The organism is Streptomyces sp. NPDC050806, assembly GCF_055586425.1.
In genome coordinates this window covers 334,637-347,922 of record NZ_JBVJIF010000008.1, presented here as the reverse complement: position 1 = coordinate 347,922, position 13,286 = coordinate 334,637, and the positions used below count along the sequence as shown (strand labels likewise).

The following is a 13,286-nucleotide window of genomic DNA, read 5'->3' as shown; positions in this document are numbered from 1 at the left end:
GGAGGCCACCGCGTGTGCGTCGGGCGACAGCGTTCCGTGACCGTGACGTGCGCGCGCCTCGGCTCGCCCGGGGAGCGGCGGCGGGGGCCGGTTATGACCTCGCTCACGAGGCTTTGGCCAACACCCGGCGTGCTCGGCGGGAGTTGTCCACAGGCTCAGCGGCGGGGTGGTCATGGCTCGTAAGCTGCCAGACATGAACGACGTGGACGGTGGACTGGACGAAGCTCCGGGGGTCGCGGGCGCAGGCGCCGGCCCGGGCGGAGGCGAGGGTGCGCGGACCGGTGGGGCGCCGGGCGGTGAGGCGCTGGAGGTCCTGCACCGGGTCTTCGGCTACGACGCGTTCCGCGGCAGTCAGCAGGAGATCGTCGATCATGTCATCGGCGGCGGCGACGCGGTCGTGCTCATGCCGACCGGCGGCGGCAAGTCGCTCTGCTACCAGATCCCCTCGCTCGTGCGCCCCGGCACGGGCGTCGTCATCTCTCCGCTGATCGCGCTGATGCAGGACCAGGTCGACGCGCTGCGGGCGGTCGGCGTCCGCGCGGGGTTCCTCAATTCCACGCAGGACCTGGAGGAGCGCCGCCTGGTCGAGGCGGAGTTCCTCGCCGGCGAGCTGGACCTCCTCTACCTCGCGCCCGAGCGGCTGCGCGTGGAGCAGACCCTCGGCCTGCTGGAGCGCGGGAAGATCTCCCTCTTCGCCATCGACGAGGCGCACTGCGTCGCCCAGTGGGGCCACGACTTCCGCCCCGACTACCTCGCCCTGTCGATGCTGCACGAGCGCTGGCCGGACGTGCCGCGGATCGCGCTCACCGCCACGGCCACCGAGGCCACCCACACCGAGATCACCTCCCGGCTGCGCATGGAGCAGGCCCGGCACTTCGTGGCCAGCTTCGACCGGCCCAACATCCAGTACCGCATCGCGGCCAAGAGCGAGCCGAAGAAGCAGCTGCTGGAGCTGTTGCGCACGGAGCACGCCGGGGACGCCGGCATCGTGTACTGCCTCTCCCGCGCCTCGGTGGAGAAGACCGCCCAGTTCCTGGTGCAGAACGGCATCGAAGCGGTGCCGTACCACGCAGGGCTGGACGCGCAGGTCCGCGCGCGCCACCAGTCGCGCTTCCTCCGCGAGGACGGCCTCGTGGTCGTCGCGACGATCGCGTTCGGCATGGGCATCGACAAGCCGGACGTGCGCTTCGTGGCGCACCTGGACCTGCCCAAGTCGGTGGAGGGGTACTACCAGGAGACCGGCCGCGCCGGGCGGGACGGCCTGCCGTCCACGGCCTGGCTGGCCTACGGCCTGCAGGACGTGGTCCAGCAGCGGAAGATGATCGACGGTTCGGAGGGCGACGAGGCGCACCGGCGGCGGCTGGCGTCCCACCTCGACGCGATGCTCGCGCTGTGCGAGACCGTGGAGTGCCGTCGAGTGCGGCTGCTCGCCTACTTCGGCCAGGAGAGCAAGCCGTGCGGCAACTGCGACACGTGCCTGGCGCCGCCGCAGTCCTGGGACGGCACGGTGCCCGCCCAGAAGCTGCTCTCCACGGTCGTCCGGCTGCAGCGCGAGCGCGGGCAGAAGTTCGGCACGGGCCAGATCGTCGACATCCTGATGGGCCGCAAGACCGCCAAGGTCATCCAGTTCGACCATGACGCGCTCAGCGTGTTCGGGATCGGCGCCGACCTGCGGGAGGCGGACTGGCGAGGCGTCGTACGGCAGTTGCTGGCACAGCAGCTGCTGGCGGTCGAGGGCGACTACGGCACGCTGGTGCTCACCGGGACGAGCGGCGAGGTGCTGCGCGGCGAGCGCCAGGTCCCGATGCGGCGGGAGCCGGAGAAGCCCGCGCGCGCGGCGCGCACGAAGACCGCGAAGGGCAAGCGGGCGCCGGTGGACCTGCCGCCGGAGCTGGTGCCGGTCTTCGAGGCGCTGCGGGCCTGGCGCGGGCAGACCGCGAAGGAGCAGGGCGTCCCGGCGTACGTGATCTTCCACGACGCCACGCTCCGCGAGATCGCCACGGCCCGGCCGTCCACCGTCGCCGAGCTGGGCACGGTCAACGGCGTCGGCGAGAACAAGCTCGCGAAGTACGGCGAGGCCATCCTGGAGGTGCTGGCCGACGGGCCGAACACCACGGATGCGAGCGCCGAGGGGGCGAGCGCCGCGGGGCCGGCCGACAGTGGTCGGGCCGGCAGCGCCCGGTCAGGTGGCGGTCGCGCCGCCGGCGGTCCGGGGGCGGCTTCCTCAGGCACGGCTGCGGCGGGCGCCGGGCGGTCCGCCGCCCCGGAGGCCGACTGGGACTGGGACATGGAAGAGCCGCCGGCGGAAGAGGACCGTGAGGGCGCCTATGGATGAGTCGCCTCAGGAGGCCGCCCTTGGGTGAGTCGCTTTGGGGGCTGCCCTGGGAGGCGAGGCCGTCCTTGATGAGTCGCCCTTGGTGAGTCGCTCTTGGGTGAGCCGCCCTTGGAGGGGTCGCCTTGGAGGAGCCGTCCTGCAAGAGCCGCCTCGTCGATGAGGCGGGCCGGGGGCGTCAGTCGTCGCAGTGGCCCGGGCGGGCGTAGACCGAGACGCGGGCGCCGGTGACGTCGCGGCTGGTGCAGCGCTCGAAGGCGTCGCGGAGGACCGTGCGCTTGGTGATCTCCCGGGAGTTCTCGTCCTCCGGCTCGCCACGGGGGTCGCCGAGCACGACGATGCGCTCGTCGGCGCGCATCCGGGCCTCGATGCGGTCGGCGGACACCTCCGTGCCGTACAGGGATCCGGAGGCCGCTGGTGACCGGGACAGCGCCAGGTCGGTCAGGCCGCGGAACTGCTCCGGCTCGGACAGCGTCCACACCCGCCGCCGGGCCGGCATGAAGAGCAGCCCGTCGCCGGGCTTCGCCACCTCCCGCACGGCCCGGACGACGGCGGTGGCGTCGTCCTTGCGGCTCGCCGGGTCGCGCAGGTGGACGGAGACAGGCAGCAGCCCGGCCAGTACGGCAACGAGCGCCCATACCGTCCGCCGGCGCACCCGCACCGCCCGGTCGACCTCCGCGCTGTCCTCCGCACTGCCCTCCACGCCGCCACCCGCGGCGGCCCCCACACCGTTCCCCGCTGCGTCCTCGGTTCCGTTCCCCGCTCCGTCGCCCGCGCCGGTCTCCGTGCCGCCCCCGACGCTGTCCTCGGTCCCGTACCCCTCGCTGTTCTCGGTTCCGTACCCCATGCCGTCTTCGGTTCCGTCCCCCGCGCCGTCGCCCGTCAGTGGCCGGAGCGCCCGGTCAAGGGCGGCGCCCGCCAGGAGGGCGAAGCCGACGACGTAGTACAGGACGTAGCGGTCGACGTACACCGGCTTGAGATGCGAGAGCAGCATCAGCGCTGCCTGCGGGACGATCAGCAGCGGGACGGCGAGCGGCCGCAGCCGGACCGGCCCACGGGTCCGTACCGGTACGCGCGCGCAGAGCACGCCCACGACCGCCAGCACCGCGAAGGTCACTAGCTGCACGGGGTCGGGCCACAGGATCCAGCTGAGCTGAGCCGACTGCCCCGCACTGAACAGCGCGAGCGGCGCGAGCCCGACGGCCACCACGCCGCCGGAGACGAGCCAGGTGCGGCGGACAGCGGCGCGCGCGGCGCTCGGTACGCCGGCCAGTACGACCGTCACGCCGTGTGCCGCGAGCACCAGCATCGCGAACTCGTGCAGCAGACAGGCGGCGAGCGTCACGACCGCGTACCCCGCCCACCGGCGCCGCGCGGCCCCGGGCACGCGGAACAGCCCGAGCCACGAAGCGGCGACGGGCCCCACGACAGCACTCGCGTCGAGCGCGCGGACGAGGAGGTATGTGGACCACGTGACCAGCGCGCAGACGAGCGCGTACGACCGGCCCTCCTGCCCGTACTCCTGAACCAGCGGCAGCACCGGGAAGACCAGACCCGCCGCGACACCGGCGCGACGCCCGGCCACCCGCGCCCCCAGGAGCGCGACCCCGGCCGCCGCCGCGGTCATCGCCAGCGCGGACGGCAGTCGCAGGGTCGTCACGCCGCCGCCGAACACGGCGAACAGGCCGTGCATGAAGAGGTAGTAGAGACCGTGTACGGCATCGGCGTGCTGCAACGCGTGCCACAGGTCGGGGAGGCTGCGGTGGGCCATGTCGTACGTGACGGCCTCGTCCCGCCAGATGCTGCCGCCGCGGCGGATGCCCCACAGCCCGAGCACGAGCGCCAGCGCACACGGAGCCGCCACGATCCTCGCCCAGGGCGCCGCTTCGGCACGCGGGAGGCCCGCGGCCGGCCGGGCGTTCAACGCGGTACCGATGACGGGCTCCTGAGTGGCCTTGGCGGCCTTAGTAGCTTTAGCGACCTGAGTGAGGGGGCCGGGACTCGCGCCCCGGGGACCGGACTTGCGTGCCCCGGAAGAGCCTTCGGGCCCGGCAGCGCCGCTTCACATTACCGCCCGGCGGCCGTACCGGGATGAATCACCCGTCCCTCTCGAACGTCCCCGAACGCGGGAGGGGCCGCTCGCAGCTGGTGCGAGCGGCCCCTCCCGGCCGGTTCCGACCCGTCAGCTCACGCGGGTGAGCTTGGCGCCGAAGGTCGGTTCGGCCAGGCTCTTCTGGAGTTCCACGGGCACCTTCACCTGGCCGGGCCCGCTGCCCGCCGTCAGGACGCCGACCTTCGTCCCCGCCTTCGCCTCGTGCGGGATGGTCTTTCCGTTGTCCGACAGCCCCAGCTTCACCGTCAGGCCGTTCCAGCCGACCGCCTTGACGTCCTCGGTCACCACGACCGGCGTGGTACCGCCGAGCCCGTCGTCGACCACGCCGACGACATCGCCCTTCTTCAGGACCGTACGGTCCTCCAGCGCGCCCTGCGTCGTGGTGAGCAGTCCCTTGCTGACGGCGTTGGCGGTGTCGATGATCGGCGTTCGGTGCTGGCCGAGCACCGCGCCGACGATCAGCTGCGTCGTGTCACCGACCTGCTGACGGCCCGCGAAGAGCAGGTTGCCGCCCGCCTTCGAGGTGGAGCCGGTCTTGAGGCCGATCGCGTTGTTGTACGGCGGCAGGGTGTTGTAGTTGCGCCACTGCTTGCCGGACGGGTCCGTCCACGACGGCAGCTTGGTGATGTCGACCAGCGCCGGCATCTCCATCGCCTTCTTGCCCAGCTTCACCTGGTCCTCGGCGGTACTGACGGTGGTCTCGATCAGACCGCTGGGGTCGGTGTACGTGGTGTTCTTCATGCCGAGTTCCTTGGCGGTGGCGTTCATCTTCTTGACGAACGCCTCCTGGGAACCGGCGTCCCAACGGGCCAGCAGGCGAGCGATGTTGTTGGCGGACGGGATCATGACAGCGGACAGCGCGTCCTTCTGCGTGATCGTGTCGCCTTCCTTGACGGTGTCGAGCACCGACTCGTCGCCGTGCCCGGCGCCCTTCTTGCCGTCCTCCTCGGCCTGCTTGTCGATCCGGATCTTCTTCCCCGGCTTACCGGGCTTCAGCGGATGGTCGCGCATGATGATGTACGCGGTCATCGTCTTGGCGACGCTGCCGATCGGCACCGGCTTCTGATCGCCGTACGAGCCGATCGGGCCGAGCCCGGAGACGTCGACGTACGCCTGGCCCTCGGACGGCCAGGGCATCGACGGCTTGCTGCCGTCGAAGGAGTACGTGGCGTCCGAGGTCAGCGTGAGGCCCGGGTCGGGGAGCGGGCGCACGGCCTGCACGATCACGAAGACGAGCAGGAGCAGCAGGGCCAGCGGGGTCCAGATCTTGAACCGCCGCACGATCGTGCGGATCGGGGTCTCCGGCGGCGGCGGAGTGTTGGTGAGCTGCGCCAGCAGGTCGAGCGGGGGCAGCGGCTGCTGCTTCGTACGCTCGGACTCGGGCAGCGCGCCGGGCCCCGCTTCGGGGGCGGCGGGCGACGACTGGGCGGCCGGCGGCTGGGGGCCGGCCGGGGGCACGGCGGCCGGCATCGCGGCGGTCGCGGCCGGGTCGCCCTGCGCCTTGGCGGCTTCCGCCGGGGCCTTGTCCTTGGGAGCGTCCGCGGCGGCGCCGGGCTTGCCGGTGGGCTTGACCACGGGCTTCGGCGACTTGACCGGCCGCTCGTCCGTCGACTTCAGCGCGACGAACTGGCTGGTCCGCTCCGAGTCCCGCTCGGCTTCCTTCTTTTCGCCCTTGCCGACCGCGGCGTCAGCGTTCTTATCGGCTTCGGCCGACTTCTTGCTCTTGTCGGCTTCGGCCGACTTCTTGCTCTTGTCGGCTTCGGCCAGCTTCTTGTCGGTCGACTTATCGGTCGACTTCTTATCGGCTTCGGCCGCCTTTTTGTCGTCAGCCGACTTCTTGTCTTCCGCCGGCTTCTTGTCAGCCGCCGGCTTCTCGCCTTCGGCTGCCTTCTTGCCGTCGGCCTTGTCGTCGGCCGCCTTCTCGGGGGAGGCGGTGGTCTTGCCGTCCGACTCCAGCTCTGCGGCGGGCTTGGCGCCCTTGGGGACGTCAGCCTTCTCGGCGGCGTCCTTGTCCGCGTCCGGGGTGCCGGCCGCGGCCTTCTTCGCGGCATCGGAGCGCTTCGGGATGGCCGCCGCCGTCGCCTTACGGGCCTCGGCGTCCTTCTTGGCGTCCTTCGTGCCCTTGCCGCCCTTGTCGCCCTCGGAGTCCTTCGCGGCGCCCTTGTCGTCCTTCGCGGCGCCCTTGTCGTCCTTCGCGGCGTCCTTGCCGGTGCCCTTCTTGACGCCCTTCGGATTCACGGCAGCAAACACTCGGGTCGCCTCGTCGGCCGGGGGCGACTTCGGGGCCAGCGTGCCGAAAACCGCCGTCGGCTGGTCCACCTGATCGGCGCCCTGCTTGCCCTTGGCGCCCGGCTTCCGTACGGGCAGCCCGGACTCGGCGTCCTCGCCACCCTTCACAGCGTCCTTCGCCGCGTCGTCGGCCTCGGAGTCAGTGGCCCCGGCGACGTCGCCCGCAGGGACCCTCTCGGCGCCGGAGGGGCCTTCAGAGGCTCCGTCGCGCGCCTCCGCCGTCTCCGCGCCCTCTGCGCCCGCCTCGTCCTCCTGGGCGCCCTTGCCCGCCACCCAGGCGGCCACCGCCGCCTTGAGCCGGGCGTCGCCCTTCTCGGGCGCGCGCTGCTCGGCATCAGCCCCCTCGGGGCCCGCCGTCTCCGCGTCCGGCTCCCCCAAGGCCGCGGCTGCGCCCCCCGGCTTCCCCGAAGTCACCTTCTCCGCGTCCGACTCCTCGGCGTCCGACGCCGCCCCCGCGTCCCGCTTCCCGCCTGCGGCCTTCGTGCCGGCGGCCTTCCCACCGCCGGCCTTCTCGCCGCCCGACATCGCGTCGTCCGCCGTCGCGTCGTCCGCCGCCGAAGCGTCCGCCTTCGGGGCCTCCGGATCCGCCGCCTTCGGGGCCTCCGGCTCCGCGCCGTCCCGGTCTGTGTCCGGTGCAACCGAATCCGGCTCCGCCGACGTCTCCGTCTCCGTATCCGTCGGCGCATCGCGGAAGACCGCGAGCCGCGGATCGCGTTCGCTCCCCGCCGTCTCCCCCGACGACTGCTTCTGCTCCGACTTGTCGGGGGACTCGCCCGCCACCGGTGTCTCCTTCGTATGTCGCGCTACTGCTGTGCCCAGTGTTGCCAAGTGTCCTGTGTGCGAGAAGCGCGGCTGCGCCGCCGCGCGGTCCCGGGCCCGCGTCCTGCTCTCGGAGGCTGTCACCCACGCAGTAGACGAGAACGACATACCTACCGGTTCCCTACCGAATCACCCACGCACTCTCGACAGATGAATGTGAGAGGGGTCACCCTGTCATTCATCCACGCGGGGAGGCATGGATGGGCAGGAGCCGCAGAACAATTCCGGAGGAGCTTCTGCTGCTCGCTTTGGACCCGGCCACGGGAACCACAGCGCAGCCGCAGTCGCTCGACCTCGGTCTGGCCGGGGCCCAGCTAGTGGAGCTGGCTCTGGCAGGACGGATAGCCCCTGACGGGGATCGTATCGCCGTGGTACTGCCACGGCCGACTGGAGATCCGACACTGGACTCCGCACTCGAGTTGTTGCGACGCCGCGGCAGCCCGGTACGCGCGGTCCACTGGATCGGCGGGCCCCGGCTGGGGCTGCGCCAGACCTACCTCACGCATCTGGAGCGGTGCGGCATGGTGCATGCCGTGGCGGGTCAGATGTGCGGGGTGCTGCCGACGACTCGCTACCAGGCGACGGACACGGCCATCAGCCGGGAAATCAGGGCCCGGCTGGACAACGCGATCCGCACCGGCGTACCCCCGGACCCGCGGACCGCGGCGCTCGCCGCACTGGCCCACGCGGTCGGTCTCGGCAAGCATCTCTACCCCGGGAACGAAGGGCGCTCGTCGCGCTCCCGCCTCCGGGACCTCATCCGGCACGACCCCATGGGCGGGCTGGTCGCGCACGCCGTCATGGACGTGCAGAACGGCGTCGCGGCGCAGCCGAGGCGCGCACCGGCAGCGGGGCCCGCCCCCGGAGCCGGCGGCCGGCAGCCCGCAGCCCGGGCGACGGACGGGACGCCGGGCGGCGTTCCGGTGCAGCCGCGGCGGGGCAGCATGGCCCGCGTCGGCGCCCGTTAGCCGGACGAGCAGGAGCAGGACGGACAGGACTCGGCAGCGCAGGATCCGTACGACGGGCCCGGACGGACGGGCCGGCCGGACGCGTTCCGGCGCAGTTCGCAGGACGGACAGCAGCAGGACGGACATCGGCAGGACGCCGCCGACCCCAGGGCGGCACCGGCACGAGCGGTGATCGCGCGGCAGCAGCGCGCGACGGCCGCCCGAGCGGGAACCCCCGTCCGCGGCAGCAACCACGCAGCACCCCTCACCCACACCGACACCATCGGCAAAGTAGCGCCCGGCGACGAACCGCCCGCCAACGCGGAGTACCCGCGGAGTACCCGGCGGCGGAACAGCCGGCGACGCAGTACCCGGCACACACCGCAGCACCAGTACCGACACCAGCACCGACAGCACCGTCCCCAGGTCCCGTTCGGGAGCCGCAGCAAGCGCGGGGTGGCGGGCCTGCCGTTCCGGACGACGGCGGACCCGCCACCCCGCGTGCATGTCCGGGGCCGGACGCGACCGGACAGGGCCGGGACGGGACCGGAGAGGGCCGGACGGGGCCGTTCCGGAGCCCGGCGCCCGGACCGGGCCTGAGCGCCCCTGGCCGGGCCGCACGCCCGCGCAGACGGGCCCCGCGCCGCGTACGGATTCGCGCACCGCTCACCGGGGGCCGCGACGCGTCCGTACGCGCTCCCGGTATCCGCCCGTACGTCGCAGTGGCGGGGTCCGGCCCGCCGCATCGCGTAGCGCCTCTCGTACCCGCACCTACCTTGTCCGGCCATTTCCCAGCGCGGCGCCGACCGGTGGTGGCAATCTGCTGAACAGGAAAAAACAGCAGTCCGGAGCCGGAGGTGCACGTCCCGTGGCGTCCAATGTGAATCCGACCGTCAGGCGTCGCCGGTTGGGCCAGGAGCTGCGCAGGCTCCGGGAGCTCAAGGGCATGACCGCGGAGGAGGTCGCGGAGCGGCTGCTGGTCTCGCAATCGAAGATCAGCAGGCTGGAGAACGGCCGTCGCAGCATCAGCCAGCGCGACGTCCGCGATCTCTGCGGCGTGTACGAAGTCGAGGATCACCGCATCGTCGATTCGCTGATGCAGATGGCGAAGGACTCCCGCCAGCAGGGCTGGTGGCACGCCTTCGGCGACATCCCGTACAGCGTCTACATCGGCCTGGAGACGGAGGCCGCCTCGCTGCGGGTGTACGAGTCGCTGCTCGTGCCCGGCCTGCTGCAGACGCCCGGTTACGCGGAGTCCGTGATCCCCGGCACCGTCCCGGAACTGGCCCCGGACCAGCTGGAGAAGCGCATCCAGGTGCGCATGCGGCGCCAGGAGCGGGTCAGTGAACCGCACACCCCGCTGCGGCTGTGGGTCGTGCTGGACGAGAGCGCGCTGCGCCGCGTCGTCGGCAGCCACCTCATCATGCGCGAGCAGCTGGAGCACCTCGTGGAGATGAGCAGGCTGCCGCACGTGACGGTGCAGGTGCTGCCGTACGACACCGGGGCGCACGCCGGGATGTCCGGCACGTTCTCGATCCTGGAGTTCGACGACGCGGCCGACTCCAGCGTGGTGTACATCGAGGGCGTCACGAGCGACCTGTACCTGGAGAAGACCAACGACGTGCACAAGTACACGATCATGTACGAGCACCTGCGCGCGCAGGCCCTCAACGCCGACCAGAGCCGGGAGTTCATCGCCGAGGCCGCCAAGCAGCACGCCGACAGCACGGATTGAGCCGGGCCTCCCCGACGCCCTCGCGGGCTGCCACCCACCGCTGCGACCTGGCCGGAAGGCGCTTGCTCGACGGCCGGGCGACGGGCTCCGGAAAGCCGGACGACGGGTTTCGGAAAGGGAGTGGGGCAAGGTACACCCGCTCCACTTTCCCTGAAAAGAGATCAAGGAATATGCCATACGAATGGGTGACACACCTCTGGCGTCGGTGATGTTGGCGCGTAGCGTCATGCATACCGAATCCGCGCCAAGTCGCGGCAACCCAGAGTGAGTCGGAGTGAACATGGCCATTCAGCCCAATTCCGCGTTTTCCTGGCAGAAGTCCTCGTACTCCGGTGGCAACGGAGCCTGCGTCGAGGTCGCAGTGCCGGCCGTCCAGGCCATCGCGGTGCGCGACTCCAAGGACCCCGACGGTCCCCGCCTGACGTTCGACAGCGCCGCCTGGAGCACGTTCGTGGCCGAGGTCGGCGCCGGTACGTACGACCTGGCCTGAGCGGGTCGTCGTCGCACCTCTCAGAAGTCCGCGTCCTGCACACGCGTACTGCCCCTCAGCACCTCCCCGTACCGTTCCACAACCGCACAACTCCATAAGAGCACCACTGCACCACAGCACCACTGCACGACCGCACCACACACAATTTCATCGCTTCACCGCACCACACCGCACCACCGCAACGAGCCCTCTCGACTGGATCGCCGTCCCGGCCGAGGGGGCTCGGCCCGCTCCACCACCGGCCCGCCTCCCGCGTGAGCTCCCCGCCCGTCAGCGCAGCTGATCCACGTAGCGGTCCGTCCCCGGCACGGTCGGGATGAAGGGCGCGACCAGCTCCACCCTCCCCAGTCCGGATGCCGCCACGTCGGTGTCCAGCCCTTCGAAGGTGTCCGCCCAGCAGTCCCGCGGGTCCGCCTCCAGGAACCACAGCAGTGTCAGCCGGGTGTCCACGCCCGCCACCTGCTCCACGTACGCCATCCGGTCCGCCGGCAGTGGCGTCGGCCGGAAGGCCGTGACCAGCGCCGCCCGTGAGCCCGCGAGCCGGGCCGGCAGCTGTCGCGTACGCAGCCACTCCAGCAGCTCGGCCCGCCGTCCGGGCTCCGCCGCGTCGATCACCTGAAGGACCAGCCCGGCGTACGGGTGGTCCAGGGCGTGGAAGTCGCGCGGTCCGGCGGCGCCGTCCCGGTACACGGTCGCCTCGTGGTCCTGGAAGGCCGTGAAGACGTGGGTACGGGCCTGGTGGACCCGGCCGTCGCGGTTGAGGCGGCGGTTGATGGCCACCGTCCAGCGCATATGGTCGTCGTAGCGGCCCTCGGTGAGCCAGTACGTGGACAGGTAGCAGCCGGCCGTGACCGGGCGGGCCACCGCCGACGGGTCCGGATAGCGCAGGAGTTGCAGGTCGCGGGTGGCGACCCAGCGGCGCCCCGCGAAGATCCACGGCATGGCCATCGCGCCGGCGATGAAGTGGTCGTCCTCGTACCAGCGGTTGTAGGCGTGCTCCTGGCCGGGGTGCGGCTCGACCATGGTGATCAGCGCGTGCCCGGGGCGCACTCCGTACGGTCCGACGGCGGCCAGTTCCCCGTACGCTCCGCTCCTGGTGTCTTCGGTCATGGGACAGGTGTAGCTGACGCAACGTCAGATGGGGAGGGGTGCGTCGGCACCGGAGCGGGAGGGGGCCGCCGCCCGCGGGCGCCCAGGATGTGGAAAGCCGTGCACGCCGGGCGGGCGCCTGCATAAGCTCCATGCCCTCTGCAGCTAACGCCTGTTAACGGCGTTGGCGCGGGACGAGTGATTGGAGTCAGCCGTCATGCCGGAAACCGCCACCGCATCCACCCCCGCCGCCGCGGCGCCCCCTCCCGGGCTTGCCGGGCGGGCGTCGCGGACGGGGGCCTCGCCCGTACGGGAGATCCTGGCGCTGACCGCCCGGCCCGAGGTGATCTCGTTCGCCGGCGGGCTGCCCGCGCCGGAGCTGTTCGACGCGGCCGGCATGGCCGAGGCCTTCGGGCGGGTGCTGGCCGACCGGCCACGGCAGGTGCTCCAGTACTCGACCACCGAGGGCGACCCGGCGCTGCGCGGGATCGTCGCCGAGCGGGCCACCGGGCGCGGTCTGCCCACGGACGCCGGCGACGTGCTGATCACCACCGGCTCGCAGCAGGGCCTGACGCTGTTGTCGACCGGGCTGCTGGAGCCGGGCGACACGGTCGTGGTCGAGGACCCGTGCTACCTCGCGGCCCTGCAGATCTTCTCGTTCGCGGGCGCCCGGGTCGTGCCCGTGCCCTGCGACGACGACGGGCTGATCCCCGAGGCGCTGGACGAGATCGTGGCCCGGGAGCGGCCGAAGCTGCTCTACACCGTGCCGACGTTCCAGAATCCGTCCGGGCGCACGCTGCCCGCCGAGCGCCGGGCCGCGATCGGTTCGGTCGCCGCGCGCCGCGGCATGTGGATCGTGGAGGACGACCCGTACGGCGAGCTGCGCTTCGAGGGCGAGGCGGTGCCGTGGGTGGCGACGTTCCCGGGGGCCGAGGACCGTACGGCGCTGCTCGGGTCGTTCTCGAAGATCCTGGCGCCCGGACTGCGGCTGGGCTGGCTGCGGGCGCCGGCCGTGCTGCGGCGCGCCTGTGTGATCGCCAAGCAGGCGGCGGACCTGCACACCTCCACGGTCGACCAGGCGGCGACGGCGCACTACCTGACCCATGCGGACCTGGCCGGGCACCTGGAGCGGGTGTGCGGCGCCTACCGGGAGCGGCGGGACGCACTGCTGGCGGGGCTCGCGGACGCGCTGCCGGAGGGGTCGCGCTGGAACCGGCCGGCGGGCGGGATGTTCGTCTGGGCGCAGCTGCCCGCCGGGTACGACGCGACGGAGCTGCTGCCGTCGGTGGTCGAGCACGACGTGGCCTACGTGCCGGGGGCGCCGTTCTTCGCCGGGCCGGCCGACGCGGGGGCGATGCGGCTGTCCTTCGTGACGCACTCTCCGGAGGAGATCCGGGAGGGGCTGCGGCGGCTGGGCGCGGCGCTCCGTTGAGGTGACTCCGGTAGCGCTCTGCGCGGCCGCGTTCTGGTGG

Annotated in this window: 8 protein-coding genes; 5 read left to right on the top strand and 3 right to left on the bottom strand. The window is 72.2% G+C overall.

What is annotated here, in order from left to right:
• The first annotated feature begins 193 nt into the window (after positions 1–193).
• Positions 194–2,335: a DNA helicase RecQ gene (gene recQ, locus ACZ6WH_RS26365; RefSeq protein WP_469731136.1), complete on the top strand. Its 2,142-nt coding sequence runs from the start codon at positions 194–196 to the stop codon at positions 2,333–2,335.
• A 175-nt stretch (positions 2,336–2,510) separates the two neighbouring features.
• Here the strand turns inward: recQ and ACZ6WH_RS26360 are convergent, their stop codons facing one another.
• Positions 2,511–4,199 carry a glycosyltransferase family 39 protein gene (locus tag ACZ6WH_RS26360; RefSeq protein WP_469731394.1) on the bottom strand — a complete coding sequence of 563 codons (1,689 nt, stop codon included), beginning with the start codon at positions 4,197–4,199 and terminating at the stop codon, positions 2,511–2,513.
• 315 nt (positions 4,200–4,514) lie between these two features.
• Positions 4,515–7,514, bottom strand: coding sequence for a D-alanyl-D-alanine carboxypeptidase family protein (locus tag ACZ6WH_RS26355; RefSeq protein ID WP_469731134.1), 3,000 nt, complete (start codon positions 7,512–7,514; stop codon positions 4,515–4,517).
• Positions 7,515–7,753: 239 nt separating this feature from the next.
• Between ACZ6WH_RS26355 and ACZ6WH_RS26350 the strand changes: the two genes are divergently transcribed.
• The 3 genes from ACZ6WH_RS26350 to ACZ6WH_RS26340 all read left to right on the top strand — a co-directional run bounded on the left by ACZ6WH_RS26350 (position 7,754) and on the right by ACZ6WH_RS26340 (position 10,725).
• A complete protein-coding gene (locus tag ACZ6WH_RS26350; RefSeq protein WP_361558509.1) occupies positions 7,754–8,521 on the top strand; it encodes a GOLPH3/VPS74 family protein in 768 nt (255 codons plus the stop codon).
• An 847-nt stretch (positions 8,522–9,368) separates the two neighbouring features.
• Positions 9,369–10,235 carry a helix-turn-helix domain-containing protein gene (locus tag ACZ6WH_RS26345; protein ID WP_432855778.1) on the top strand — a complete coding sequence of 289 codons (867 nt, stop codon included), beginning with the start codon at positions 9,369–9,371 and terminating at the stop codon, positions 10,233–10,235.
• Positions 10,236–10,515: 280 nt separating this feature from the next.
• Positions 10,516–10,725: a DUF397 domain-containing protein gene (locus ACZ6WH_RS26340; protein ID WP_432855780.1), complete on the top strand. Its 210-nt coding sequence runs from the start codon at positions 10,516–10,518 to the stop codon at positions 10,723–10,725.
• 270 nt (positions 10,726–10,995) lie between these two features.
• On the opposite strand, the gene ACZ6WH_RS26335 is transcribed toward ACZ6WH_RS26340, so the two are convergent.
• Complete coding sequence (locus ACZ6WH_RS26335; protein WP_469731132.1) at positions 10,996–11,835, bottom strand: hypothetical protein; 840 nt, start codon at positions 11,833–11,835, stop codon at positions 10,996–10,998.
• Positions 11,836–12,031: 196 nt separating this feature from the next.
• On the opposite strand from ACZ6WH_RS26335, the gene ACZ6WH_RS26330 reads away from it, so the two are divergent.
• Complete coding sequence (locus tag ACZ6WH_RS26330) at positions 12,032–13,246, top strand: aminotransferase-like domain-containing protein (protein WP_469731130.1); 1,215 nt, start codon at positions 12,032–12,034, stop codon at positions 13,244–13,246.
• Positions 13,247–13,286 lie beyond the last annotated feature (40 nt).

Coding starts and splice junctions, on each gene's coding strand:
- ACZ6WH_RS26335 (WP_469731132.1), bottom strand. CDS start 11,835: ATGACCGAAGACACCAGGAGCGGAGCGTACGGGGAACTGGCCGCCGTC.
- ACZ6WH_RS26340 (WP_432855780.1), top strand. CDS start 10,516: ATGGCCATTCAGCCCAATTCCGCGTTTTCCTGGCAGAAGTCCTCGTAC.
- recQ (WP_469731136.1), top strand. CDS start 194: ATGAACGACGTGGACGGTGGACTGGACGAAGCTCCGGGGGTCGCGGGC.
- ACZ6WH_RS26350 (WP_361558509.1), top strand. CDS start 7,754: ATGGGCAGGAGCCGCAGAACAATTCCGGAGGAGCTTCTGCTGCTCGCT.
- ACZ6WH_RS26330 (WP_469731130.1), top strand. CDS start 12,032: ATGCCGGAAACCGCCACCGCATCCACCCCCGCCGCCGCGGCGCCCCCT.